19 protein-coding genes are annotated in these 26,409 nt (G+C 73.4%); 9 read left to right on the top strand and 10 right to left on the bottom strand.

What is annotated here, in order from left to right; translation table 11 throughout:
• Positions 1-3 precede the first annotated feature (3 nt).
• From ACQP2Y_RS24615 to ACQP2Y_RS24595, 5 genes are all read right to left on the bottom strand, one after another.
• Entirely contained in the window at positions 4-819 is an 816-nt protein-coding gene (locus ACQP2Y_RS24615; RefSeq protein WP_433717271.1) for a hypothetical protein, read from the bottom strand.
• A gap of 143 nt (positions 820-962) precedes the next feature.
• Positions 963-2,036, bottom strand: coding sequence for a hypothetical protein (locus ACQP2Y_RS24610; protein WP_433717269.1), 1,074 nt, complete (start codon positions 2,034-2,036; stop codon positions 963-965).
• On the bottom strand, positions 2,033-2,737 hold the full coding sequence (locus tag ACQP2Y_RS24605) for a TIGR03943 family putative permease subunit (protein ID WP_433717267.1): 705 nt from the start codon (positions 2,735-2,737) through the stop codon (positions 2,033-2,035). The genes ACQP2Y_RS24610 and ACQP2Y_RS24605 overlap by 4 nt, the downstream gene beginning before the upstream one ends.
• Positions 2,734-3,783 carry a permease gene (locus ACQP2Y_RS24600; protein WP_433717265.1) on the bottom strand — a complete coding sequence of 350 codons (1,050 nt, stop codon included), beginning with the start codon at positions 3,781-3,783 and terminating at the stop codon, positions 2,734-2,736. The genes ACQP2Y_RS24605 and ACQP2Y_RS24600 overlap by 4 nt, the downstream gene beginning before the upstream one ends.
• Before the next feature lie 95 nt (positions 3,784-3,878).
• Positions 3,879-5,351, bottom strand: a complete 1,473-nt coding sequence (locus ACQP2Y_RS24595) for a GGDEF domain-containing protein (protein ID WP_433717263.1) — start codon at positions 5,349-5,351, stop codon at positions 3,879-3,881.
• Between the two features lie 76 nt (positions 5,352-5,427).
• On the opposite strand from ACQP2Y_RS24595, the gene ACQP2Y_RS24590 reads away from it, so the two are divergent.
• A complete protein-coding gene (locus ACQP2Y_RS24590; RefSeq protein ID WP_433717261.1) occupies positions 5,428-6,603 on the top strand; it encodes an acyl-CoA dehydrogenase family protein in 1,176 nt (391 codons plus the stop codon).
• Here the strand turns inward: ACQP2Y_RS24590 and ACQP2Y_RS24585 are convergent, their stop codons facing one another.
• The gene (locus tag ACQP2Y_RS24585) at positions 6,604-7,284 is read right to left on the bottom strand and encodes a GNAT family N-acetyltransferase (RefSeq protein WP_433717259.1); all 681 of its coding nucleotides are present in this window, start codon (positions 7,282-7,284) and stop codon (positions 6,604-6,606) included.
• Between the two features lie 112 nt (positions 7,285-7,396).
• Here ACQP2Y_RS24585 and ACQP2Y_RS24580 point away from each other — a divergent pair, with 112 nt between their 5' ends.
• The 3 genes from ACQP2Y_RS24580 (at position 7,397) to ACQP2Y_RS24570 (ending at position 14,533) form a co-directional block, all read left to right on the top strand.
• A complete protein-coding gene (locus tag ACQP2Y_RS24580; protein ID WP_433717257.1) occupies positions 7,397-11,575 on the top strand; it encodes a trypsin-like peptidase domain-containing protein in 4,179 nt (1,392 codons plus the stop codon).
• Positions 11,576-11,585: 10 nt separating this feature from the next.
• Positions 11,586-12,401 carry an SDR family oxidoreductase gene (locus ACQP2Y_RS24575; RefSeq protein ID WP_433717255.1) on the top strand — a complete coding sequence of 272 codons (816 nt, stop codon included), beginning with the start codon at positions 11,586-11,588 and terminating at the stop codon, positions 12,399-12,401.
• A gap of 119 nt (positions 12,402-12,520) precedes the next feature.
• Positions 12,521-14,533 carry a GTP-binding protein gene (locus ACQP2Y_RS24570; RefSeq protein WP_433717253.1) on the top strand — a complete coding sequence of 671 codons (2,013 nt, stop codon included), beginning with the start codon at positions 12,521-12,523 and terminating at the stop codon, positions 14,531-14,533.
• Here ACQP2Y_RS24570 and ACQP2Y_RS24565 read toward each other — a convergent pair.
• The 3 genes from ACQP2Y_RS24565 to ACQP2Y_RS24555 all read right to left on the bottom strand — a co-directional run bounded on the left by ACQP2Y_RS24565 (position 14,461) and on the right by ACQP2Y_RS24555 (position 19,641).
• Positions 14,461-17,478, bottom strand: coding sequence for a putative bifunctional diguanylate cyclase/phosphodiesterase (locus ACQP2Y_RS24565; RefSeq protein WP_433717251.1), 3,018 nt, complete (start codon positions 17,476-17,478; stop codon positions 14,461-14,463). The two genes, ACQP2Y_RS24570 and ACQP2Y_RS24565, sit on opposite strands and share 73 nt — an antisense overlap.
• Before the next feature lie 72 nt (positions 17,479-17,550).
• Positions 17,551-18,597, bottom strand: coding sequence for a Gfo/Idh/MocA family protein (locus tag ACQP2Y_RS24560; RefSeq protein ID WP_433717249.1), 1,047 nt, complete (start codon positions 18,595-18,597; stop codon positions 17,551-17,553).
• A 9-nt stretch (positions 18,598-18,606) separates the two neighbouring features.
• A complete protein-coding gene (locus tag ACQP2Y_RS24555) occupies positions 18,607-19,641 on the bottom strand; it encodes a LacI family DNA-binding transcriptional regulator (protein WP_433717247.1) in 1,035 nt (344 codons plus the stop codon).
• A gap of 113 nt (positions 19,642-19,754) precedes the next feature.
• On the opposite strand from ACQP2Y_RS24555, the gene ACQP2Y_RS24550 reads away from it, so the two are divergent.
• From ACQP2Y_RS24550 to ACQP2Y_RS24530, 5 genes are all read left to right on the top strand, one after another.
• Positions 19,755-21,662, top strand: coding sequence for a discoidin domain-containing protein (locus tag ACQP2Y_RS24550; RefSeq protein WP_433717245.1), 1,908 nt, complete (start codon positions 19,755-19,757; stop codon positions 21,660-21,662).
• Between the two features lie 81 nt (positions 21,663-21,743).
• A complete protein-coding gene (locus tag ACQP2Y_RS24545) occupies positions 21,744-22,244 on the top strand; it encodes a hypothetical protein (RefSeq protein ID WP_433717243.1) in 501 nt (166 codons plus the stop codon).
• A complete protein-coding gene (locus ACQP2Y_RS24540) occupies positions 22,237-23,070 on the top strand; it encodes a MerR family transcriptional regulator (protein ID WP_433717241.1) in 834 nt (277 codons plus the stop codon). Before ACQP2Y_RS24545 ends, ACQP2Y_RS24540 begins: the two co-directional genes overlap by 8 nt.
• Before the next feature lie 80 nt (positions 23,071-23,150).
• Positions 23,151-24,569 (top strand): MFS transporter, encoded by a 1,419-nt coding sequence (locus ACQP2Y_RS24535; RefSeq protein WP_433732055.1) that lies wholly within the window; start codon positions 23,151-23,153, stop codon positions 24,567-24,569.
• A gap of 82 nt (positions 24,570-24,651) precedes the next feature.
• Complete coding sequence (locus ACQP2Y_RS24530; protein ID WP_433717239.1) at positions 24,652-25,365, top strand: DUF1775 domain-containing protein; 714 nt, start codon at positions 24,652-24,654, stop codon at positions 25,363-25,365.
• 47 nt (positions 25,366-25,412) lie between these two features.
• Here the strand turns inward: ACQP2Y_RS24530 and ACQP2Y_RS24525 are convergent, their stop codons facing one another.
• Positions 25,413-26,354: a 5'-3' exonuclease gene (locus ACQP2Y_RS24525; protein ID WP_433717237.1), complete on the bottom strand. Its 942-nt coding sequence runs from the start codon at positions 26,352-26,354 to the stop codon at positions 25,413-25,415.
• Positions 26,355-26,409 lie beyond the last annotated feature (55 nt).

The following is a 26,409-nucleotide window of genomic DNA, read 5'->3' as shown; positions in this document are numbered from 1 at the left end:
CCATCAGCTCCCGGCGCCACCCCGGCGCCGGGAGCGGTCCGGCTGCCATCGGTCCGGCTGCCAGCCGTCCTGCTCCCATCCGAGAAGGACGGGAGTCACGTCCGGGTCCTCCGGGGGCTTCTGCCAGGCCCGCTTCATCATCTCCGGCGTCCTCATGATCACCGCGGTGGAGAGGGCGTAGACCAGGGCGATCCCCGCGATACTGCCTGTCTGCAGACCGAACTGAGCTGTCCAGGCCGGGGTCAGGTCGATGTTCGGATCGGGCTTCCAGGTCAGCAACGCCCACATCAGTCCACTGAGCAGCGCGGCGAAAGCGGTGATTCCGCCGATGAACGTCAACGGCATCATGATCAGCATGCGCGCCGGGTTGCCGTCGTCGACCGAGCCACCGCGACGGTACTGAATGACCAGGGCAAGTGCGGCCAGCACGACGTAGGTGGTGGACACCACGTCCCAGCGCAGCGAGGCGATGAACTCGGCCCAGTGCGGCCCGTCGTCCATCGGCCGGTTGAGCACGAACAGCGCGACGCCGTTGCCGACGACGTACGACGACGCCAGCCACACCACCTGGATCGCCAGAACGGCGACGCTGACCACGGTGGCGACCAGGACCTGCACCGGGCCGATCCGCCGCAATCTTGTGTACGCCCTGGTCGTGGCCCGGAAGCCCTGGCGGGTCCGCCGCACAGTGGACGTGCCGAACGCCCACCAATCGAGGAGGAACTTCACGATCAGGAACCCGGTCACGATGACCGAACTGGATCCGAACAGGTACTTCAGGAAGTTCTCGAGGACGTCGTCCGGCTTCAGAAGTTCCACGTGACCCGCCTTGGTCGCGTACCTTCGGTGGTTCGCTCACCAAGCAGCCTGGCACCGGAAGGATCCCGCGGCCATGAATCATTGCGGCATTCTGAGCGGCCGGACAGCCGCCGCGCGCTGATGATCGGCTATTGCATTTGCGGCTACACGGTGCGCAGGTCCAGGGTGTGCCAGACCAGGTTGTCCTGGTCGCCGGTGGCCCACCAGGCCACGCCGTTGCGGGTGAAGACGCCGTCGACCGCCGGGCTGATGTCCACCGTGCGGTTCGTCTTCAGGTCGTAGATCAGCAGGCCCGCCGTACCGGTCAGGTCCGAGTCCGGGCCGGTCTCCGACAGCAGCTCGAAGCGGTCCAGCACCGCCACGTCCGGGACCGCCGCCCCGGCCGCGCTGCCCGCCACGCGTCGGCGGGCCGTGCCGTCCGGGTGCATGAGGTCGATGCGGGCCAGGCCTTCGCCGTTCATCACCAGGACGCGGCACCACGTCGCGGAGCAGGTGATCAGCTCCGGGCCGGTGGTGCGGACCGGGGTGTCCTTGTTGGCCGCCAGGTTGCGCAGGACCGTCGTGCCGGACTGGTCGCCGCCGCCGTTGGTCAGCCACGGCCAGGTGGTCAGGGCCCAGGTGCCCGGCTCCTCGCGGACGGTGACCTTGCCGCCGGTCAGGGGGACCGAGCGGATCTCGGTGACCTGCTCGCCCTCCGGTGCGGCGGCGGCCCAGTGCACCCGGCCGTCGGCCAGCACCAGGTCCCACTGGGAGCCGAAGAACACGGCGTTGCCGGTGTCGGTGGTGAGGCGGCGGGCCGGGCCACCGGCCACTTTCGCCGTCCAGATCTCCAGCGGGGTGCCGTCGGCGGATTCCGTCCACACCAGGTCGTCGCCGGTGATGGTGAAGGCACCGAACTCGGGGTTGCCCGACAGCGGACGGCGGCGCAGCTCGCGGACGGTTTCGTCGGCGTTGCGCACGAGCAGCCGCTCGGCGGTGCCGTCGGGGCTGGGCGCGGTGCCGACGCTGGTGCGGGCGTCGAGGAACAGGCCCGGGTGGTAGATCGGTCCGTCGCGCAGGTTGCCGGGCAGGTCGGCGCGCTGCGCGCGGGGCCAGGCGGCGGCCAGGCCCATCCGGGCGGCGGGGGCGGTGTCGGGCTTGTCGGGGGCGAACACGAGCAGGGCGGCGCCCGCGGCGAGGGCCACGACGAGGGCGGCCAGGGCGCGGAGCGGGGTCACTCGTACTGCTGCTTCGGTGCGGCGATCTCCTGCCAGGACCGGACCTGCAGGTACGGAACCTTGGCGTCGTTGACCGGGTCCTGCTCGGTCTTGTCGGTCCAGGTGCCGACCACCTGGATCCAGGTGTCCGCCGGTACGGCCGCCGGCACGTCACCGCTGAGCGCCACCTTGATCGGCCGGCCGTCGGCGGCGCAGCAGGACATCACCATCCGGGCCAGCATCGGTGCGCCGTCCGGGCCGGGTGTGACGAAGCCGGTCAGTCGCAGGTTGCGCCCGGTGAGGCTGCGGCCGTCGTCGAAGACCGCCCGGGAGGCGTAGTCCAGTAGCCCGAGATCGACGGGGTCGCCCGCCGGCAGCGCCGGGTAGTCCGAGTCCGTGCCGGGGGCGGTCAGCACCGTGCCGGCCTGCCCGGCCGCGTCCGAGCCGAGCGCGGGCGGCGCCACCAGCAGCAGCCCGAGTACGGGCAGCAGCAGCAGCCACCCGACCTTCGGCTCGTGGTGGTGCTCGCCGTGCGCCTGAGCCTTGCCGCGCAGGTCGTACCAGAGGGTCAGCACGGCCGCCGCGACCAGCAGCAGGCCCGCGCCGATCAGGAAGGGCCGCAGGCCTTCCTTGACGTAGCGCAGGTACAGGTCGGAGAGGCTCGCCTTGAGGATCGCGCCGCCGAACAGCAGCATGATCACGGCCTGGGCCTGCTTGTTCACAGCAGCACCGCCCCGATGCCGGTGCCCACCAGGATCGCCGCGGCGAACGTGGCCGGGGCGAAGCGGACGGAGAAGCGCCGGCCGAAGACCCCGGTCTGCATGGCGATCAGCTTGAGGTCGACCATCGGGCCGACGACCAGGAACACCAGCCGGGAGGTCAGCGAGAACTGCGACAGCGAGGCGGCCACGAAGGCGTCCGCCTCGCTGCAGATGGACAGCAGCACGGCCAGCACCGCCAGCGCGATGATCGACAGCACTTCGTTGCCGGCCAGCGTCTGCAGCCAGCTCTCCGGCACGACCACGTTGATGGTGGCGGCGGCCGCGGCACCGAGCACCAGGAATCCGCCGGCGTGCATGACGTCGTGCCGGCAGGCGGCGACGAAGGCCTTGAGGCGGGAGCCGTCCTCGTGCGGGCGGGCCGGCAGCTTGATCCATTCCGCCTTGCCCAGCCGCAGCCAGAGCCAGCCCATCGCCACAGCCACGATCAGGCTGGCCACGCCCCGGGCGACGACCATCTCGGGGTTGCCGGGGAAGGCGACCGCGGTCGCGGTCAGCACGATCGGGTTGATCGCCGGGGCCGAGAGCAGGAACGCCAGCGCAGCCGCCGGGGTGACGCCGCGGCGGATCAGCGACCCGGCGATCGGCACGCTGCCGCACTCGCAGCCGGGCAGGACCACCCCGGCCAGGCCGGCGGCGGGCACGGCCAGCGCGGGATGCTTCGGCAGCGCCTTGGCCCAGAAGGAGCGGGGCACGAACACGGCGATGACCGCGGACAGCACCACGCCGAACACCAGGAACGGCACCGCCTGGACCAGCACCGACACGAACACGGTGGTCCAGGTCTGCAGCCGGGGTGCGGAGACGAGGGCGGCCAGCGGGTTGCGGAAGACCACGAGCAGCACCAGCAGCCCGGCCAGGATCTCGACCGAGCCGATCCGGCGGCCGGGCGCCGGGGCGTCCGGTGGTGCGGGCGGTGCCGGGGTCCGGTCGATGTCGTCACCCGGCGCGGCGTCGCGCCGGTCGGTGACGTCCTCGGGTGCGGTCACAGTGGTCACTCCGGATGGCGGGTGGGTCGGTCGGCCGCCGCCCACCATACCGACCCGGCCCGGCGTCCGGGCATCCCGCAACGGCGTGGGTAACCCTATGCTGAGCTGCGCATATGTTCACGTGACGACGCGGCGGCGATCTGGTTGCGGCCGGCCGCCTTGGCCGCGTACAGGCCGGCGTCGGCCCGCTGGAGCAGGTCTTCCGAGGTCTCGGTGCCGTCCCACTGGGCGACGCCCGCCGAGAACGTCTGACCCAGGGGCGTACGCGCCAGAGCCCGTCCGAGCACCTCACGGGCCACCTCGGCGTCGGCGCCCGGCAGCAGCACGACGAACTCCTCGCCGCCCCAGCGGGCCACCGTGTCGCCCTGGCGCAGCGCGCCGTGCCAGGCCGCGCTCGCCTCCTTGAGCAGCCGGTCCCCGGCCGGGTGGCCGTAGCTGTCGTTGAACTTCTTGAAGTGGTCGAGGTCCAGCAGCGCCACCGCCAGCGGGGCGCCGTCGCGACGGGCGTGCTCCAGAGCCCGGGGGAGCTCGTCGTTCCAGGCGCGCCGGTTCGGCAGCCCGGTCAGCTCGTCGGTGCGGGACAGCTCCCGGACCTGCCGGGTCTGCAGCTCCACCTGCCGGACCAGCTGCGCCATCCGGGTGACGACCAGCAGGAACAGCGCCGTGCAGCCGATCACGATGGCCAGGCCGTCCTTGACCCCGCCGTGGTAGAGCTGGGTGGCCAGGATCGCCGGGGCGATCAGCGACGTGGTGGTCAGCACGACCAGCTGCACCTTGCCCAGCCGCGGCGGCTGCGGCGCCGCGGTGACGCCCAGCTCCCGCGCGCCGGAGTGCAGCGCGGCGATGCCGAACAGGGTGAACGCGACCAGGAACACCTCGTCCAGGCCCCGGCGGAACCACAGCACCTCCTCCAGGTGCACGCCGAAGTCGCCGAGGTTGCCCAGCAGCACCCAGGTGGTGTCACCGATCAGGAACGCGGCCAGCGAGCCGGTGATCCACCAGAACGGCGCGCCGCGGCTGCCGCCGGTGCGCAACAGCCGGGTCATCATCGCCAGCAGCAACAGATCCCCGACCGGGTATGCGACCTGCACCGTGCGCCCGAGCACCGACATGTCCGCGTCCTGAGCGGCCGGGTGGATCACGTACACCCAGGCGAGCAGGCCCAGGCCGGTGGTGATGGTGGTGGCGTCGACCATCGCCGTCCAGTTGCGCCGCCGGTCGCGGCGGCGGATCAGCAGGGCCAGGCCGAGCGCGCAGGCCGGGTAGAGGCCCAGGAAGAACGGGTCGGACGGGGTGGGCATGTCGCTCCAGCCCAGCACCTGGTCGCTGTAGATGGCGACGCCGATGCCGGTGGCGTTGCTGAAGACACCAGCGGCGAAACACCACCAGGGCAGCCGGTCAGCCAGCGGCAGCCGGCGTACGCCCAGGAGGATGGCGGCTGTGCCCGCGTACCCGATGGCGACTTCCCAGGTGCTCTCCCACCAGCCGTTCTCGGGGATCAGCTGGTAACCGGCGATGGCGAGCGCCATCGCGGCGGCGTAGAGCTTCCAGGTGCGGCCACTCGTCATTCGTCCAGCACAACCCGGCAGCGGTGCCGGCCCGGGAGCCGTCCCGGTGCCGTGCGGTTGCACCTACGATCGGGCGGTGCCGACTATCGATTCGCATGACGCCGCCCTCGCCGCCGCCGCTGACGTCGCCGCGGCGCTCGCCCCGGGGGTGATCCAGCGCGACCGGGACGGGGCTGCCGCCGTACCGGTCGAGGCGCTGGCCGCCCTGGACCGCTCGGGGTTGCTCGCGATCACCGTGCCGGCCGCCGACGGCGGCCCGGCGCTGGGCCCGGTCACGCTGGCCGAGGTCACCCGGGTCATCGCCGCGGTCGACCCGGCGGTCGCTCAGGTCCCGCAGGCCCACTACCTGCTGGTCGACGTGCTGGCCGTGCACGGCGACGCGGCGCTGCGGGCCCGGCTGTTCGGCGACGTGCTCGCCGGCCGCCGGATCGGCAACGCGCTGGCCGAGCGCGGCGGCAAGCACGCCCAGGACCTGTCCACCCGGCTGAAGGACGGCCTGCTCAGCGGCCGCAAGTACTACTGCACCGGCGCGCTGACGGCGGCCTGGATCGCGGTCAGCGCACTGGACGGCGACGGGCGGCTGGTGCTGGTCTTCGTGCCGCGCGACGCGGACGGCGTCACCGTCGACACCGACTGGGACGTGATGGGGCAGCGCGCCACGATCAGCGGCACGACGACGTTCGAGGACGTGCCGGCCGACCTCGTGCTGGACTACGCAGGCGCCTTCGAGGTGCCGCAGCAGCTGGGCGCGCGGGCCCAGCTCGTGCACGCGGCGATCGAGGTCGGCATCGCCGAGGGGGCGCTGCGCGCCGCCGCCGCGTACCTGCGGGAGAAGGCCCGGCCGTCCACCGAGGCTGTGCGCGCCGGTGCCGCCACGGCGGCGGGCGATCCGCACGTGCTGCACCGGTACGGCCGCACGGCGACCCGCGTCCGAGCAGCGGCCGCCCTGCTGCGGGAGGCGGCGGCCGTCCTCGAGGAGATCGGACTCATACCGGCCGACGCCGAGGCCGCCGCCCGCGGTTCCCTGGCCGTGGCCGCCGCCAAGGCGTTCGCCAGTGAAGTGGCCGTCGAGACGGCCTCGGAGCTGTTCGCGATGTGCGGCACCAGCTCGACGGCGGCCAAGTACGACCTCGACCGGCACTGGCGCAACGCGCGGACGCACAGCGTGCACGACCCGGTGGACTGGAAGTACCACCACCTGGCGGCCTGGGAGCTGGCCGGCGTGCAGCCGCCGAACCACGGCCAGCTGTGACTACCCGGCCGGGTCCAGCCGGTACGCGGCGAACACGATCGGCGTGCGGACGGTGAAGCCGAGCTGCTCGTAGAGCCGGATGGCACCGGTGTTGGTCCCCGCCGCGTGCAGGAACGGCACCTCGCCGCGCGACCGGATACCGGCCACCACCGCCCCGATCAGCCGCGTCGCCAGCCCGGCCCCGCGGTACGCCGGATCCGTGCACACCGCGCTGACCTCGGTCCAGCCGTCCAGCCGCATCCGTTCACCGGCCATCGCCGCCAGCGCCCCGTCGCGCCGGATCCCCAGGTACGTGCCCAGCTCCGGAGTGCGCTTGCCGAACGGTCCGGGCCGGGTCCGCTGCACCAGGTCCAGCATCTCCGGCACGTCGTCGGCGGTCAGCAGCAGCGCCTCGGGGTCCGCCGCGCCGCGCACGTCCGGCCCGATCAGCTGCACCCCCGGTATCCCGCCGACGTGCGTCCAGCCGGGCTGCCCGGCCAGCCCCGGCGCGGCCAGCAGCGGTTCGTAGTCCGCCCCGGCCAGCGCGGCCAGGTCCCGCCAGGCGGCCGGGTCGGCGGGATCGTCGACGGCCGCGAACGGGCTGACGTCGCTCAGATAGCGGGCGCTGCGACCGTGCCGCTCGGCGAGGCCGGCGTGCGGGCCGGTGAGGGCGGCCCAGGCGGGGTTGTCCAGTACATGCACGCCGCCGATTCTGCCCGGTACCGGACCGCCGGGCGCAGAGATTTGTGCCGCCTGCCACAGTGGACCGTCCGGATATAGTCGGGTGTCGTTGCCGAGGGGGATCGGAGCACGCGTGGCGGAGCTGGCCCGGCCGGGATCCGCGGTGGTGCGGTTCCGCGACGGCGGGGGCACGGTCGTCGGTGCCGGGTTCCTCGTCGGCAACGGCCTGGTCGTCACGTGCGCACACGTCGTCGCGGCCGCTCTCGGCCGCGACGAGCAGCAGCGGCCCGGCGGTCCGGTCGCCCTGGAGTTCCCCGTACGCGGCGCGCTCGGCTCCGCCCGGCGCACCGCCGAAGTCATCGGCTGGACCCCGACCCGCCCGGACGATCGCGGTGACATCGCCGTGCTGCGCCTCGACGACGGCGTGCCCGAGGGGGTCCGGCCGCTTCCGCTGAGTCCCGGACCGGTCCCGTCCGGTGCCGAGATCAAGGCCCTGGGCTTCCCGGACGACCTGTCCGAGCAGGGCATCTGGGCGCACGGCCGGCTCCGCGACGAGCAGGCCACCGGCTGGCTCCAGGTCGACGCCGTCTCCGACGCCCGGGCGATCAGCCCCGGCTTCAGCGGCACCCCGGTGTTCGGTGCCGAGGCCGGCGCGGTCGTCGGCATGGTCGTCGCGGTGGTCGGCGACGCCCGGCACACCACGGCGTTCCTGCACCCGGTCCGGACGCTGCTGGCCGAGCACCCGGAGCTGCAGCAGGCGCAGGCTTCGCCGTACCGGGGGCTGGCCGCGTTCGCCGAGCGCGACGCCGAGTACTTCCGGGGCCGCGACCAGCTGATCGAGGATGCCCTCGGCAAGGCCGCCACGCATCCGCTGCTGGTGCTGATCGGGCCCTCCGGCAGCGGCAAGTCGTCGCTGGCCCGCGCCGGCCTGCTGCCCCGGCTGCGTGCGCAGGGCCGCACGGTCGTCACGGCCCGCGTGCTGCCCGATGAGCCGGCCGCCGTCCTGCTGAGCCGGATCCTCGGGGAGCTCACCGGCACGCCGCCCGACGAGCCCGAGCCGGCGGCCGGTCGCGTCGCGGAGCTGCTGCACGACCGGGAGGGCCTGGTCCTGCTGGTGGACCAGTTCGAGGAGGCCGGCCCGGACACCGCCCGGACCATCACCGGCTATCTCCACCGCCTCGCGGAGGCGGCCGGGACGCTCGCTGACGGGTCACCCCGGCTGCTGATCGTGGTGACCCTGCGCGGCGGCCAGCTCGACACTGTCGCCACCGGGGAGACCGCCGTGGCCATGCAGGCCGGGCTGGTGCTGGTCGCGCCGATGACCGCCGGGCAGCTGCGCGCGGCGGTGACCGCGCCCGGGGCGGAGTTCGAGCCGGGCCTGGTGGAGCGGATCGTCGCCGACGCCGGTACGGAGCCCGGCACCCTGCCGCTGCTGGAGTTCACCCTGGACCGGCTCTGGCAGCGCCGCGAGCACGGTCTGCTCACCAATGCCGGCTACGACGAGCTGGGCGGGGTCGAGGGTGCGGTGGCCCGCTACGCCGACCGCACGTACGAGCGGGACCCGGTCCGGGCCCGCCGGCTGCTGGTGCTCCTGGCCGGCCCGGACGACGACGGGACGTTCCGCCGCCGCCCGCTGCGCCTGGCCGACCTGCCGGCCGGGCTGCGTCCCACCCTGGACCGGCTCGTCGCGGCGCGGCTGATCGTCGTCGGGCCGGGCGTCGCCGGGGAGCCCGTGGTGGAGCTCGCCCACGAGGCCCTGATCCGAGCCTGGCCCCGGCTGGGCAAGTGGCTGGCGCAGGACCGCGCCTTCCTCACCTGGCTCACGGAGATCCGCCGGGCCACCCGGCGCTGGACGGAGACCCGCCGGGAGCCGGATGCCCTGCTGCGCGGGGCCGCGCTGACCACGGCAGCCCGCTGGGCCGACGACCGGGGCATCGATCTGGGCGCGGACGAGGCGCAGTTCATCCGTGCGAGCCTGGCGCAGGACCACCGCCGGGCCCGCCGCCGCCGCAGTGTGACAGCCGCCCTGGTGGTGCTGACCATGCTCGCCGGCGCGTTCGCGCTGGCCGCCCAGCAGCAGACCGGGGTGGTCCGCGATCAGCTGCGCACGGCGGTCTCGTGGCAGCTCGCCGACGACGCCGAGCGGTTCCGGCGCAGCGATCCGGCCACCTCCCTGCAGCTCGCGCTGGCCGCCTGGCACACCCAGCAGACCCCGGAGGCGTACGGCGCCCTGTTCACCCAGTACGCGACCTACGAACCGGTGGAGCGCCTGTTCACCGGCCTCACCGCCACTCCGGGCGCGCCGATCGAGTCGATCTCCACCAGCCGGGACGGATCCGTGGCCGTGGTAGTCGACCAGTTCGGCGGCGGAACGGTCTGGCGTGGCCTCGCCACGGGCGACCCGCAACGGATCACTTTCCCGCTCGGGAGCACGTACGTCGGTGGCAGCTTCCAGATCAGCCCGTCCGGCCGTTACCTGGGCTACGCCAACGATCTGGGCGGGGTCTATGTCCGCGACATCACCCGGCCGGACCTGCCTCCGGTCGACCTGGCGCCGTCCGGGCCGGACCGCGCCCACGGCCACACGGTCGTCAAGTCGCTGCGGTTCGCGTCCGACGACAGCCGCCTGCTCGTGCTGCGGACGAACTTCGGGGAGACGAGTGCCGAGCTGCGGATGTGGGACCTGCGCACCCGCGCGCCGGTGCCGGGCCTGCCGCCGACCGCCGGTGAGCTGGTGCCGACGGCGGCGTTCTTCGGCCCGGGGCCCGGCACCGTCGTGCTCAGCACCTTGAGCATGGTCGCCGCGCACGACCTGACCGGCCGCCGCGAACCGCGGATCTTCCGGGGCGGGAACACCATGGTGACGGTGGCGGCCGGGGGCGCCCTGGTCGTCTCCTGCCGCGACGAGAAGGTCACGGTCAGGGACATCGGCACCGGCAAGGTGGCGCGTACGGTCGCGCTGCCCAGCTGCGCCGGCTTCGAGATGGACGCCGCGAGCGAGTTCGGCACGGTCGGGAAGATCGAGGGCGATGCCCGGGGCACGAATGCGACGCTGGTGGTGCTGGATCCGCGTACCGGAGAAGTGCGTCAGGTGGCCACCCCGCCGGCCGATTTCATCACCGGGTTCGTGCCGATCGGCCGCCTGGCCGTCTACCGCGGTCCCGCCGGCGGGCCCGGCGCGTTGATCGCCGACGGTACCCAGCTCTACCGGCTGCCGCTGGGTCCGCCCGTCACCCTGCACCGGACCGTCGGGTTCGGCCTGGACCTGGGCGGGCGCACCCTGGTGACGCCCGACGGCGCCCACCGCGTGCGTTTCGACACCGGCAGCGGGCGCATCACGGTGGTGCAGGCGCGGACGAATGAGCAGCTCGCGGCCACCGCTGCCGAGCCCCTCCCGAAGGACTACTCGTTCCACGGGATCCCGTACGCGATCACCGGCGACAGCCGGCACCTGCTCACCGCCCACCACGGGGAACTGGTCGTCTACGCGCTGCCGGCCCTGACCGTAGAACATCGTGCGCGCCTGTCGGTCCCGCCCGGCCTGGGTGCGCTGCCGATCACCGACAACACGGTGGACGACTGGGCCGGCTCCGTCGTAGCGGTCGGCGCCGGCGAGGCCATCGTCCTCTACGCCGGCGTGCTGACCCGCTGGAACGTGGTCACCGGCACGCCCATCGGCGAGCCGGTGGAGCTGCGCGAGGGTGAGCAGCAAGGCGCACGCAGCCGGGCGGCGCAGCTGGCGTTCGCCTCGGGCCGCCGGCCGGGCCACCTGGACCAGGTCGCGGTGGTGATGCCCGACTCGACGGTGCAGCTCTGGAGCCTGGACCGCCGCCGCGCCGTCGCCACCTTTCAGGCCGACCCCACGAAGGATTCCAACTCCGCCTTCTTCAGCCCGGACGGCTCGCGTCTGGCTGTGCACCAGGACTCGGAGGTCCTCGCGGTCTGGCCGGTCAGCGACCCGCGGCGGACGCCGTGGACGATCCCGATCGGCGTGGGCGTCTCGCCGCTGGGTTTCACCCCGGGCCTGGACAGCCACCTGGTCACCGTCGACTCGTCAGGCGCCACCGAGCTGGGCATCTGGGAGGTGCGGAGCGCGAAACGGGTGGCGACCCTGACCGCGCCGATCAGCAGCAATGTCCTGCTGCGGCGCGACGAGCTCCGGGTGTCCTCCGATGGCTACGCCCGGCAGCTGCGTCTGGATCCGCAGCTGTGGTACCGCAGGCTGTGCGAGCTGGCCGCCCGGCCCTACACGTCCGGGGAAATCCGGCTGCTGCGCGAGCGGAAGGCTCCGCTCAGCCGTCCCTGCCCGTAGCGTCTCCGGCATGAGTGCAATCGCCGTCACCGGCGCGACCGGTCAGCTCGGTGGCCGGGTCGCCCGCCGTCTCGCCGCCCGCGGCATCGCGCAGCAGCTGCTGGTCCGCGACCCCGCCCGCGCACCCCAGCTGCCCGGAGCCACTGTCACCAGGGCGAGCTTCACCGACCGCGACGCCGTCCGGGAGGCCCTCGACGGCGTACCGGTCGTGCTCATGGTCTCGGCGTCGGAGAGCGAGGACCGCGTCGAGCAGCACCGGGCCTTCGTCGACGCCGCGGCCGCCGCCGGGGTGGGCCACCTCGTGTACGTCTCCTTCGTCGGTGCCGCCCCGGATGCGACGTTCACCCATGCCCGCGACCACTGGCACACCGAGCAGCACATCCGGGCCGCCGGCCTGCCGTTCACCTTCCTGCGCGACAACCTCTACGCCGACTTCCTGCCGTACCTGGCCGGGACCGACGGGGTCATCCGGGGGCCGGCCGGCGACGGCCGGGTCGCCGCCGTCGCCCAGGACGACATCGCCGACGCGGCGACCGCGGTGCTCACCGACGCTGCGGCCCACGCCGGGCACACGTACGACCTGACCGGCCCGGAAGCGCTGACCCTGCACGAGATCGCGGCCCTGCTGTCGGTCACCTACCAGCCCGAGACCGTGCCGGAGGCGTACCGGTCGCGGAGCTCGTCGGGCGCACCCGGCTGGCTGGTCGACGCGTGGGTCTCGACCTACACCGCGATCGGCGCCGGTGACCTGGCCGCGGTCACCGACGCGGTGCCGCGCCTGACCGGCCGTCCCGCCACCTCGGTGGCGGAGCTTTTAAAGCGGTAGCGCCCGCCGCGCGCCCGCTCTACGGTGGCGGGACCAGCGGAGCCCAGGGAAAGGGACGGACATGCGAGGAACCGGTGTGTTCAGGCCGTCCATCCGTTCCCTGACCTCCGAGGATCTCTTTGCCCACGCTCAATCTCGGCATCCTGGCGCACGTCGACGCCGGTAAGACCAGCCTCACCGAGCGCCTGCTCTTCGCCCACGGCGCCGTGGCGGCGCTCGGCAGCGTCGACGCCGGCAGCACCACCACCGACAGCGGCGCTCTCGAGCGCGAACGCGGTATCACCATCCGTTCCGCCGTGGCGTCGTTCCCGCTCGGCGACCTGCGGGTCAACCTCATCGACACCCCGGGCCACCCCGACTTCATCGCGGAGGTGGAACGCGCCCTGGCCGTGCTCGACGGCGCGGTGCTGGTGCTCTCCGCCGTCGAGGGGGTGCAGGCGCAGACCCGGGTGCTGATGCGCTCGCTGCGCCGGCTGGGCATCCCCACACTGATCTTCGTCAACAAGGTCGACCGGGCGGGCGCGCGCGGCGACACCCTGCTCGCCGAGATCCGGACGAGGCTGCGGGTCGACGTGGTGGCCCTCAACGCCGTCCGGGACGCCGGCACGGCCACTGCGGACGTCGTGCCGCGCGAGTGGGAACGCGACGCCGCGGAGGCCCTCGCCGACCACGACGACGACCTGCTGACCCAGCTGGTCGGCGGCCGCGTACCGGACCCGGCCCAGGTCCGCCGCGCGCTGGCGGCGCAGACGGCCGCCGGCCATGTCCATCCGGTGTTCTTCGGCTCGGCGACCACCGGCGCCGGCACCGGCCCGCTGGCCACCGGCATCGCCACGCTGCTGCGCCCCCGCCCGGCGACCGCGACCGGCACCCGCGGGGTGGTGTTCGCCGTCGAGCGCGATCCCGGCGGCGAGAAGGTCGCCTACCTGCGGTTGTTCGCCGGTGTGGTGCGTCCCCGGCAGCGGGTCGTGCTGCACCGGGCCCGCCCGGACGGCACGACCGGCGAGATCCGTGGCCGGGTCAGCACTCTGGAGGTCGTCGGCGGCGCGGAGACCGAGCTCACCGCCGGTGCCATCGCCCGCGTCCACGGCCTCGGCGGCGTCCGGGTCGGTGACCGGCTCGGACCCGCCGGCGACCACGGTCCCGCGCCGCAGTTCTCCCCGCCGAGTCTGGAGTCCCTGGTCCGGCCCCGCGACCCGGCCCAGCAGGTACGGCTGCACGCCGCCCTGACCGCCCTGGCGGACGAGGACCCGCTGATCCGCGTCCGAACGGTGCCCGGCGGCGGCACGTCCGTGCTGCTGTACGGCGCTGTCCAGCGCGAGGTGCTGGCCGACCGTCTGGCCCGTGACTTCGGCCTGGCCGCGGAGTTCGGTGAGATCCGGCCGGTCTACTTCGAGCGGGTCGTCGGCACCGGCGAGTGCGTGGTCGCGTTCGACCCGCGCAGGCCCAACGACTTCTGGGCCACCGTCGGGCTCCGCGTCGAGCCGGGACCACCCGGTTCCGGGTTGCGATACCGCCGTGACGTGCAGCCGGGCGCTGTCCCGAAGGCCTTCCACCGGGCGACCGAGGAGGCCGTACGCCGCACGCTGGAGCAGGGGCTGCGCGGCTGGGAGGTCGTCGACTGCGCCGTCACGGTCATCCGTACCGGCTACAAGGCCCCGTCGTCGACGGCCGCTGCCTTCCGCGGCCTGACGCCCGTCGTGCTGTTACGGGCCCTGCGCGAGGCCGGGACCCGGGTGTGCGAGCCGTGCCAGGCCTTCGAGCTGGAGGTGCCCGCCGTGACGCTGAACGCGGTGCTCGGCCGGCTGGCAGTCCTCGGCGCCGACGTCACCGGCTCGGCCGAGCGGGCGGAGTCGTGGGTGGTCACCGGGCTGCTGCCGGCCCGGCTGATGCATGAGCTCACCACCGCCCTGCCGGGGCTCACCCACGGCGAGGGCGCCTTGTGGAGCCGGCCCGGACCGGACCGGCCGCTGCGCGGGCCCGCGCCGAGCCGGCCGCGGCTGGACGGCAACCCGCTCAACTACGAGGAGTACCGGCGCTTCCTCAGCGCCCGGCCGCCTCAGGCCGCGACGCCCACCACACCCAGCAGCGGCGGGATATCGGCCGGCCACAGCGGGCGGGCGAACAGGTAGCCCTGGCCGTACGGGCAGCCCATCCGCTCCAGCAGCTCGCGCTGGGCGCCGTCCTCGATGCCCTCGGCGACCACGGTCAGGTCCAGGTTGCGGGCCAGCGTGACGATCGCGTTGACCAGCGCGCGCTGCTGCGGGCTGGCGATGATGTCGTCGATGAACGACTTGTCGATCTTGAGCACGTCGACCGGCATCTGCCGGAGGTAGCTCAGCGAGGAGTAGCCGGTGCCGAAGTCGTCGATGGCGATCCGCACGCCCAGCTCGCGCAGCACCCGCAGGTCGGCCCAGACCTGCTCGACGTCGCGCAGCACCAGGCTCTCGGTGATCTCCAGCAGCAGCCATCCGGGCTGTGCGCCGGCGTCGGTGATGGCCTGGCGAACCTGGTCCACGAAGCCTGGGGTGCGGAACTGCCGGGCCGAGACGTTGACGCTCACGTAGCCCAGCGCCAGCTGCGGGTCGGCGGCGCGCCAGGCGGCGAACTGGCGCAGCGACTCACCCAGCACCCACGCGCCGATGCCGACGATCGCGCCGTTCTCCTCGGCCAGGTCGATGAAGTGGTACGGCCCCAGCAGCCCCCGCTCCGGGTGCTGCCAGCGCACCAGCGACTCGACCCCGACGACGGCCTGGGTGGTGACGTCCACGATCGGCTGGTATTGCAGCACGAACTGCCGCGCGTCGATCGCCTCCAGCAGCGAGGTGCGCAGCTCGAGCCGTTCCACCATGGCCGTGTGCAGGTCGCTCTGGTAGCGCTGCCAGGTGCCCTTGCCCGCGCCCTTGGCCAGGTACAGCGCCAGGTCGGCGTGGCGCAGCAGCTCGGTCGGGCTGGCCGCGTCGTGGTTGGTCGCCACGCCGACACTGGCCGCGCCGTTGACGATGTGCGTACCGCCGAGACCGTCGCTCACCTCGACCGGCGTGGACAGCGCGCTGATGATGCGGGCCGCCACCTCCTCGGCGGCGCTGGCGTCGGCGGCGTGCGCGACCAGGATGGCGAACTCGTCGCCGCCCATCCGGGCGGCCGTGTTGCCCGGCCCGATCGCCTGGGCGATGCGCTGGCCGACCGCGACCAGCAGCTGGTCGCCGACGGCGTGCCCGAGGGTGTCGTTGACCTCCTTGAAGTCGTCCAGGTCGACGAAGAGCACACCGAGTTCGCCGGCGCCGCTCTCGGCGAGCACGAACGCGTGGTCGAGCCGGTCACGGAACAGCACCCGGTTGGCCAGCCCGGTGAGGCCGTCGTGGAAGGCCTGGTGGGCCAGGTCGTTCTCCAGCCGGCGGCGTTCGGTGACGTCGCGGACGGTCAGCACCACGCCCGCGACGGTCGGGTCGGCGCGCAGGTCGCGCCCGCCGCACTCGACCTGCAGCAGGCGCCGGTCCGCGCAGACGGCGGTGAGGTCGATGCCGTCGGCGTGCCCGCGCTCGGTGCGGATCCGCACCAGGGCGTCGGCCAGGGCGTCGTGGTGGGTGTCGGCGATGAGCATGGCCAGCGGGGTGCCGGTCAGGTCGGTCCAGCCGAAGACGGTGGCGGCGGACGGGCTCGCGTACCGGATCCGGTCGTCGTCGCCGATGATCAGGATGACGTCCGACGCGCTCTGGATCAGGGTCCGGAAGTAGGCCTCGCCGTCGCGGCGGCTGATCTCGCCGGCCAGGCCGATCCGCTCGACGACCATGGTGACCTGGTCGAACAGCGCCTGGACAGCCGGCCGCAGCGAACGCAGCGTGGACGTCGGGGCGGCCAGGTGGATCGAGCCGCGCTTGGGCGGGTTGCCGGGCAGGATCATGACGGCGTGCAGGGCGGACTCGAAGCCGTACTCGGGCGCCGGCACCAGGCTGACGCCGAACTCGACGGTGCCGCCCTCGGTCAGCGGCGTCTTCTCACCCACGATCAGCTCGTAGCGGCGCTCGGCGGGCATCAGCATGGCGACGGCGGCCCGTACGGCCGCCATGATGTCGTCCTCGGTGGTCGCGGCGGCCAGATCGGCGTTGGCGCGGCGCAGTGCGGTCTCGCGCAGGTTGGTCTGGCGCTGTTCGGCCAGCAGGTCCCGGACCCGGCCCATGACCAGCAGGAACATCAGCGCCGAGCCGGCCGCGATGACCGGCGCGTCGACCACCGCGCCGTTGACGTACTGGGCGAGCAGCACCGAGGGCGCGATCAGGGTGGCCAGTGAGAGCAGCAGCAGGCGGCGCCCGCCGGTCTCGACGCGGGTGCAGGCCTGTGTCCGGTCGTCGGTGAGCCAGATCATCGACGGGTGCAGCGCGGCATAGCCGGCCGCCGCGTAGAAGACGATCCAGCCCAGGTCGATCGGGCCACCGACGATCCAGTCGCTGTCCAGGCGGCCCAGGCCGTAGACGACGTCGGAGACCAGCACGCCGACGATCGAGGCGGCCAGCCAGTTCACCGCCGGCGGCTTGCGCCCGGCCGTGGCGAGCAGACGCAGCATCATCGCCAAGGCCAGCACGTCACCCAGCGGGTACGCGACCGAGACGGCCTTCTCCACCAACGTCAGCTCGGTCGCCCGGGTGTACGGGGCGATCATGTAGACCCAGGAGAGCAGGCCCAGGCTCACCGTGGGAACCAGCGCGTCGAGCAACGCCGCCCGGTTGCCCTCGCCGGAGCGGGCCCGGATGAACAAGGCCAGCGCGGCGGCGAGCAGCGGATAGACCAGCAGGTACAGCACGTCGGCGGGACCCGGGTACGGCGGCTCGACGTCGAGGGCCACCTGGGCGTAGTACATGATGTCGCCGCCGACGAAAAAGATCAGGGCGACGGAAAGCAGATACCAGGGCAGGGCCCGCGACGGCCGGTGCGCGCGGACGCCCAGCACGATCGCGGCCGCGCCGGACAGCCCGATCAGTCCCCAGGTGAAGACGTGCAGGCTGGGCCAGAGGTAGTAGACCGCGGTCAGCACGGCGAGCCAGACGGCGAAGCAGGCGCGAACGATTCGCGTCGTCATCCGGCCTCCGTTCGGCGGACTGCGGGCAGGTCACCTCTCCCATCGGCGGCGATCGGGTCGGCTTGAGACGGTTTACGCCCAGATCTCCGTACCGGTGGTGACGGTCCGGTCGGTGTCGGCCGCCTCCTCGACAGCCAGCGCGATCAGGTGGTCCTGTGCCCCGTCAGCCAAAGGGTAGGGCGCGGGGGCGGTGCCGCGCACCCATGCGGCGGTGGCGTCCAGCAGAGTGGCGATGGCGATCTCCTCGTCGCTCCAGCGCCGGCCCGGGTACGGGTTGCGGTACAGCACCTCGCCGCCCAGCGTGATGGTGTCCGTGTCGAAGCCGTCCAGGTCCAGGTCGTAACCGGTCTGCCGGCGTACCAGGGGCGACCGGACCAGCGTGCGCGGCTCGCTGAGCCGGATCACCTCGTCGTCGCGCAGCTCCCCGTGGCTGCCGCGCACCAGCAGCCGCCGGAAGCGCAGCTGGTTGTGCCACTGGTTGTCGGTGAAGTCGTAGAGCCCGGAGCGGCCGTCGCCGAAGTCGAGCGTGGCGATGGTCGTGGTGGCCGGCCGCGGGTCGGGGTCGTCGGTCCAGCCGTCGCGGGTCAGCGGGTCGACCAGCGGGGCGGTGCTGCGGCTGGCCCGGACCGTGACCGGGCCGCGGCCGACGCCGAGCAGTCCCCGCATGAGCGAGATCGCGTGGTACTGGTGGGTCGAGGAGACCTGCACCTGGGTCGGGGTGCCGATCAGCCCGGACCGGACGGCCGCCGCCCGGGCCGCGTGCGAGGGCATCAGCAGATACTGCTCGGCCACCTGCACCAGGCCCGAGTCGCCGACGGCCGCCCACAGCTCGCGCAGGCCGGCGGCGTCGGGCGCGGGTGGCGTCTCGGCCAGCACCGGCAGGCCACGCTCGACGGCCTCGACGACCACGCCCGGGGTGACCGGCCAGGGCACCGCGGTCACCACGAAGTCCGGCGCGGTCTCGGCCACGCATTCGGCCAGCGACGCGAACGTCGGCACGGGCAGCTCCCGCGGGGACCGCACCACAACTCCGGCGCACCGCACGTCCTCGAGGCCGGCCGCGAGCCGCCAGAACATCTCGGCGCGCCAGCCGGCGCCCACCACTGCGAAGGAGGTCACCGGCGCACTTTAGCGGCCCATGGCCGTGCCGGTGGAGTCCCTGACGACCAGTTCCGTGGCCAGCTCGACGTGCAGGGCGTCCAGGGCGTGCCGGTCCAGCAGCCGGGCCAGCAGCGTGACGGCCATCCGGCCCAGCTCGGCCAGGGGCTGGCGCACGGTGGTCAGCATCGGGCTGGTGGCCCGGCTGAGGTCGATGTCGTCGAACCCGGCGACGGACACGTCCTGCGGCACCCGCAGTCCGCGCTCGGCGGCGGCCTGCAGCGCGCCGACGGCGGCCTTGTCGTTGAAGCCGACCAGCGCGGTGGGCCGTTCCGGCAGGTCCAGCAGCTCGCCGGCGGCCCGGCGGCCCCACGCCACGGTCGGCTCGACGTGCCGGACCAGCTCCGGTGCGCCGATCACCCCGGCGTCGGCCAGTGCCGCCGCGTGCCCGGCGAGCCGGGCGTCGCTGGCCAGCCACTCGCGGGGGCCGGCCACCACGCCGATGCGCCGGTGGCCGAGGCCGGTCAGGTGGGCGGTCAGGCTGCGGGCCCCCGCGGCGTGCGCGGCGGAGACGGCGGCGACGTCGCGGGGCGGGGGCAGCCGCGGGTCGACCACGACGAACGGGAACCGCCGGCTGCGGAGCGTCTCCAGGTCGGCGGCCGGTTCCGGCGGCAGGATCAGCACGGCGCCGGCGATGCCCGCCCGTCCGGGCAGCCCCGGCAGCACGGGGGAGTGCTGGGCGGCCTCGCCGGCGCTGAGCAGCAGGGGACGGTCGTGCAGCTGCAGCGTCTCGGCGATCGAGGACACGATGATGCCGAAGTAGTCGGTCAGCACGTACGGGCAGCGGACCAGCACCGCCCCGGGGATCGACCGGCCCGGGCCACGGGGCCGGGGACCGGGCCGGTCCAGCCGGGCGACCGTGCTCTCGACCAGCTCGCGGGTCTCGGCGGTGACACTGCCGCGGCCGTTGAGCACGCGCGACACGGTGGCGATGGAGACGCCGGCCGCCGCGGCGACTTCCCGGACGGTACTCCGGCCCGTCCTTGTTACATCGCTTTGTTTCACGAAAAGGACGGTAGCAGCACGACTGAACGGTTGACAGAAGAGTTTCCGGATTGTTTCCTGTCGATGGCGGCGGAACCTCTTGTTCCATCTGTTACACGGTTGGGGAGCGAGCCATGAGACGGCGAGCGTTCGGGGCGGCGGCCACCGCTGCTCTGTTGATATTGACCACGGCACCCGCGCAGGCCCACGGCGGCCGGGCCCCCGAGGCCCGGGTCTGGGTCACCACGGTCGACCGGGCGGAGCAGCTGCACGAGCGGGCCCCGGTCGCGTTCAGCCGCGGCGGCAGCCCCGAGACCACCATCACGATCGACCCGGGCACCCGCTACCAGAGCATGGACGGCTTCGGTGCCTCGCTGACCGACTCCGCCGCCAGCGTGCTCTACCGCCTCGACCCGGCGGCCCGCGAGCAGGCCATGCGGTCGCTGTTCGACCCGCGTTCCGGGATCGGCGTCAGCTTCCTGCGCCAGCCGATCGGCTCCTCCGACTTCACCGCCGCGGCGGCGCACTACAGCTACGACGACGTGCCGGCCGGGCAGACCGACTTCGGCCTGCGGCATTTCAGCATCGACCACGACCGGGCGCAGATCCTGCCGCTGCTGCGCCGGGCCAGGCAGCTCAACCCCGACCTCAAGATCATGGGTACGCCGTGGAGCCCGCCCGCGTGGATGAAGACGACGGACTCGCTGATCGGCGGGCACCTCAAGGACGACCCGAAGATCTACGACGCGTACGCCCGCTACTTGGTCGCCTTCGTGCAGGCGTACACCCGGGCCGGGGTGCCGATCGACTACCTCACCGTGCAGAACGAGCCGCAGAACCGGCACGACGGCGGCTACCCGGGTGCGGCCGTACCGGTGGCGCAGGAGGCCAAGGTCATCTCGGCGCTCGGCCCGCTGCTGCGCCGGGTCAGCCCTCGCACCAAGATCCTCGGCTACGACCACAACTGGACCACCCACCCCGGCGACGTCGCCACCACCCCGGCCGGTGAGGACCCCGAGACGGACTACCCGTACCGGTTGCTGGACAGCCCGGCGGCGAAGTGGATCGCCGGGACCGCGTACCACTGTTACTCGGGGGATCCGAGCGCGCAGACCGCGTTGCACGAGGCGCACCCGGACAAGGGCATCTGGTTCACCGAGTGCTCGGGCTCGCACGGCCCGACCGACACCCCGGAGCAGATCTTCCGCGGCACGCTGACCTGGCACGCCCGCACCCTGACCATCGGCACCACTCGCAACTGGGCCAAGTCGGTGGTCAACTGGAACATCGCCCTGGACAGCACCGGCGGCCCGCACCTGGGCGGCTGCGGCACCTGCACCGGGCTGCTCACCCTGCAGGCCGACGGCACGGTGACCCGCGACGCCGAGTACTTCACCATCGGGCACCTGGCGAAGTTCGTCCGCCCCGGCGCGGTCCGCATCGCCAGCACGTCGTTCGGCACCACCGGCTGGAACGGCCAGCTCATGGACGTGGCGTTCCGCAACCCGGACGGCTCCACCGCCCTGGTGGTGCACAACGAGAACGACGACCCGCGCACCTTCGCGGTCGCCGTCGGGGACCGGTCGTTCGAGTACACGCTGCCCGGCGGCGCCCTGGCCACCTTCACCTGGCCCCGCGGTCTCACCTCGGAGCTGGACCTCGTGCCGCTGACCGGCGCCACGGCGACGGCCTCCCCGGCGGGGGAGACCCCGGCGGCGGCGGTCGACGGCGACGGGTCCACCCGCTGGTCCAGCGGTGCCGCGCAGCAGCCGGGCCAGTACCTGCAGACTGACCTCGGCCGTACCCGGACGTTCCGCCGGGTGGCCATCGACAGTGGGGCCAGCACCGGCGACTACGCCCGCGGCTGGGAGCTCACCGCCAGCACCGACGGCACCCACTGGCGCACCCTGGCCCGCGGTACGGGCACCGGCCAGCTCACCAACGTCGACGTCCGGCCGACCCGGGCCCGCTACCTGCGGGTCACCTCGACGGGCAGCAGCGGAAGCTGGTGGAGCATCGCGGATCTGCGGCTGTACCGGTGATCGCTTGACCCGGCCCCTGGGGCAGGCGGCACCCTGAACGCCTGCCCCAGCGGGCCCGGTCCGACGATCAGGAGAAGTGTGATGGACATCCGTACCCGTGACGTGCCCGAGCAGCACGTCGTCACCGAGCAGCGCAGCGTCGACCAGGCTGCCCTCGAGGCCTGGCTGCCCGGCGCGATGGCCCGTGTCGCGGCGGCCGCCACCGAGGCCGGCGGGGTGCTCGGCACCGGCGCGTGGACCTACCTCGACCGTCCCGGGTCCGAGGAGCCGGTGTTCGTGGTCATCTACGAGGGCAACCCGAACGAGGGGGAGACCCCGGTCGAGGTCTGCGCCCCGATCGCGGACGCCGCCGCCGCGACGCGCACGATCCCCGCGCACCGCGAGGCGTACGTGCGGGTCACCAAGGAACAGGTCGTCAGCGGCGCGCTCGGCGGCGTGTACGAGGCCATCGAGAAGTGGATCGGCGAGCAGGGGCTGGGCGTGGCGGCGGCGCCGCGAGAGACGTACTGGACCGACTTTCCTGCCGCGGGGGCGCAGGACCCGGTCTTCGACGTCTCCTTCCCGGTCGCCGCCCGTGGCTGAGGAGCTGTCCGGACTGCTGACGACCGGCGAGTTCGCCCGCCGGTCCCGGCTGTCCGTCAAGGCCCTGCGCCTGTACGACCGCAGCGGCCTGTTACGCCCCGCCGAGGTTCAGCCCGGTAACGGCTATCGGCGCTACGCCGAGCACCAGCTCTACGCGGCCCGGCTGATCGTGCTGCTGCGCCGCCTGGACATGCCGCTGTCGCAGATCGCCGAGATCCTCGGGGCCGGCGGCGCGGCGGGCGGGGAGCTGCTCGCCCGCTACTGGACGGACGTGGAACGGCGGCTCGCGGCCCAGCGCGACCTGGCCGACCGCCTGGTCCGCAGCCTCGCCGGGGAGACCGGCGCCCCACCCGGCGACTGGCCGGTCGCCACCCGCGAAGTGCCCGCCCAGGTCGTGCTCACCGAGCAGCGTTACGTCACCTCAGCCGAGCTGAGCTGGACCCGCGAGGCCGCCGCCCGGCTCACCGCCATCGCCCGGCGGCACGGCGGCCCGGCCGGGCCCCGCTTCGTGGTCTTCCACAACGAGGTCAGCGAGGACAGCGACGGCCCGGTCGAGGTCTGCGTCCCCGTCGTCCCCGGCGCGGTCGACCCGATGGTGGCCGCGACCCGCCACGAACCCGCGCACCGCGAGGCGTACATCCCGGTGATCCGCGGTCACTTCGAACCGCCGCAGATCCTGTCGGTCTACGACGCGGCACGGCGCTGGGTCCGCGAGCGCGGCCTGCTGGTCACGGCGCCCCCGCGCGAGGTGTACGCCTACCCGGCCGACCTGGACCACGGCGCCCCGGACGACGTGATGTGTGACGTGGCAGTCCCGTACGCCTGAGCACATCCGCGTTTGTGGCGAGGGCCCCGGGGCATCAGCGGCCCGTGACGAGTACCCAGGATGCCAACCGCTGGAAGGCGATGTCCGTCGCCCTGGTCGCCGGCTTCATGACCCTGCTCGACGTGAGCATCGTGAACGTCGCGCTGCCCTCGATCCGGGCCGACCTCGACCTGAGCTCGGGCGGTCTGCAGTGGGTGCTGTCCGGCTACGCCCTGACCTTCGGGCTGCTGCTGGTGCCGGCCGGCCGCTTCGGCGACGCCCGCGGCCGCCGCAACGTGTTCATCGTCGGCCTGGCCGTCTTCACCCTGTCCAGCGCCGCGGCCGGGCTGGCCACCAGCGCGATCTGGCTGATCGTGGCCCGCCTGGTCCAGGGCGCCGCCGCCGGCCTGGTCAACCCGCAGGTGTCCGGCCTGATCCAGCAGCTGTTCCGCCCGGCCGAGCGGGGCCGCCCGTTCGGCCTGCTCGGCGCGACCATCGGCATCTCCACGGCGGTCGGCCCGCTGCTCGGCGGCCTGCTCATCCAGCTCTTCGGGGCCGAGACGGGCTGGCGGTGGATCTTCTTCATCAACGTGCCGATCGGCGCGGCGGCGATCCTGCTCAGCTACAAGTGGATCCCGGCCCGCCGCGACGACCAGCGAAAGCACGAGAGCCTGGACCCGGTCGGCGTGGTGCTGCTCGGGGTCGCCGTACTGCTGGTCCTGCTGCCCCTGGTCGAGGAGCGCGAATGGCAGGGCCCGGCGAAGTGGCTGCTGCTGGTCGCCGGCCTGGTCCTGCTGGGCGGTTTCCTGGCCTGGGAGCGCCGGTACGCCCGCCGCGAGACCCCGCTGATCGAGCTCAACCTCTTCAGGGTCCGCTCGTACGGCCTGGGCGCGCTGATCGGCCTGCTGTACTTCGCCGGCTTCACCACCCTGTTCTTCATCTACACGCTCTACCTGCAGAACGGCCTGCGCTACAGCGCGCTGCTGGCCGGGCTCGCGATCACCCCGTTCGCGCTGGGCTCAGCGGGTGCGGCCGCCCTCGGCGGCCGGATCGTCAACCGCTACGGCCGCCCCCTGGTCGCCGTGGGCCTGGCCCTGGTCGCGGCCGGGCTGGCCGGCACGGTCCTGGCCCTGGACCTGGTCCCGGGCACGAACGGCGGCTGGGCCGCGGCGCTGCCGCTGCTGGTGGCGGGCCTCGGCAGCGGCCTGGTGATCAGCCCGAACCAGACCCTGACGCTGGCCGAGGTGCCGGTCGAGCGGGCGGGCAGCGCGGGCGCGGTCCTGCAGACCGGCCAGCGCATCGGTACGGCGGTGGGCATCGCCGTGGTCGGCGCGGTCTTCTTCAACCGCCTGGCGTCGACGAACAACGACTGGTCGTCGGCGCTGCGCACGGCCCTGCTCGTGACGATCGGCCTGGTCCTGGTGGCGCTGGTCGCAGCCCTGGCCGACGTGGTCGCCGCCCGTCGCGCCGCCGCCCACGAGGACCACACCCCCGACCGCGAACCCCAGCACGTCGGCTGACCGGCAAGATCACTGGAACTTTCCGGCGGCGGCGAGCGACTACGGAACCGGTTGTCTCTCTCCCGCGAAGGTGGTTCTCGGCGTGCGTAACAGGTTCCGGATGACGACGATCGGTGTGCTGGCAGGGCTGGGGGTGCTGGTCGCGGCCGGGCCGGCGGCGGCGCACGTCGAGGTGAGCGCCGACAAGAACCGGGCCGGGGCCACGGACGTGACCCTGACCTTCCACGGCGAGGCCGAGAACCCGTCCGGCATCAAGAGCGAACGGGTGGTGCTGCCGGAAGGCATCGCCCCGGCCGATGTGACCCTGGTCAAGGCGCCGGCGGGCTGGACCTTCCAGGCGACCGCGGACGGCTTCACGGTGGGCGGCAAGGCGCTGGCGTCGGGCAAGGACGCCGAGTGGAAGGTCAAGGTGGCGAAGCTGCCCGACGGCGAGACGCGGCTGTCGTTCAAGACCCTGGAGACGTACGCCGACGGGGAGGTGTCCCGCTGGATCGAGGTAGAGGAGGAGGGCAAGGACGAGCCGGACAACCCGGCGCCGCTGATCAAGCTCAAGCCGGGGCCGTCGACCGCACCCGCGACTGCCTCCGCCGCACCCTCGGCCGCCCCGTCGGCGAGTGCTTCCGCTGCGCCGGCCGCATCGGCGGCGCCGACGGTAACGGCCACGATCCTGGCCGAGCCGGTGTCAGACGAGGGATCGTCGCTCTGGTGGCTCTGGGTCCTGATCGCCGTCGTCCTGGGCGGCGCGGCCCTGGCCACAATGCTGATTCGCCGCCGCTCGACACCACCAGCGAACTAGCCCGGCGGCACGCCCGGGCCGCGCGGTGGCCGGCCCGGGCGCTGCGCTCAGCCTGCGAGGGCGTCGACGAGGCGGCGTGCCGATCCCGCTAGGTTCCAGCGCTCGGCCAGCGCGAGCAGCGCCTCCGGGTCTTTCGGCGAGGTCGGCAGCGCCGGGTCGAAGGCGGGCAGCTCGACGTCCAGCGCGACCTTGCAGACGGGCAGCGCGGCCGCCAGATAGTCCCGGGCGGCGTCGAGCTTGGTGCGCAGGCCCGGGGCGAAGCCGGCGTCCTTGTCGTCCAGCGCGGCCAGGATCTGCTCGATGCCGCCGTAGCGGGCGATCAGCCGGGCGGCCGTCTTCTCACCCACGCCGGGCACGCCGGGCAGGCCGTCGCTCGGGTCGCCCCGCATCGCCGCGAAGTCCGCGTACCAGCGGGCCGGGACGCCGTACTTGGCCTCGACCGCGGCGTTGTCGCTGTCCTCCAGCTTGGCGACGCCGCGGCCGCAGTAGAGCAGGCGGGTGCCGCGGGTGTCGTCGACGAGCTGGTACAGGTCGCGGTCACCCGAGACCACCTCGACCGGGGCGGGCTGGGTGGCGGCGAGGGTGCCCAGGACGTCGTCCGCTTCGTACCCCGAGACGCCGAAGGCCGGGATGCCGACCGCGGCCAGGACCTCGAGCAGGACCGGGACCTGTTTCTCCAGGGCCGCGGGGACCTCCTCGACGGCGCCGTGGGCGACGCGGTGCTTCTTGTACGACGGGACGAGCGCGACCCGCCAAGCCGGGCGCCAGTCGGCGTCCAGGGCGCAGACCAGGCGGTCCGGGTGCCGGGTGCGGATCAGCTGGGCGATCATGTCGAGGAAGCCGCGGATGGCGTTGACCGGCTCACCCGCCTGCGTGCGGGCCGCGGACTCGGGGATGCCGTGGAACGCGCGGAAATACAGGCTGGGGGCGTCGACCGCCAGCAGAGGTCGCTGAGTCACGGATCCCAACCTAGTGCCAACCACCGACACTTCCGCGGGCGCGCCGGGGCTGAGGCTGACGGGAAACCAAACGACCGTTAAGCTG

The sequence above is a fragment of the Actinoplanes sp. CA-051413 genome (genome assembly GCF_050955795.1).
Lineage (GTDB): Bacteria > Actinomycetota > Actinomycetes > Mycobacteriales > Micromonosporaceae > Actinoplanes.
This window is presented reverse-complemented; position numbering and strand designations above follow the sequence as displayed.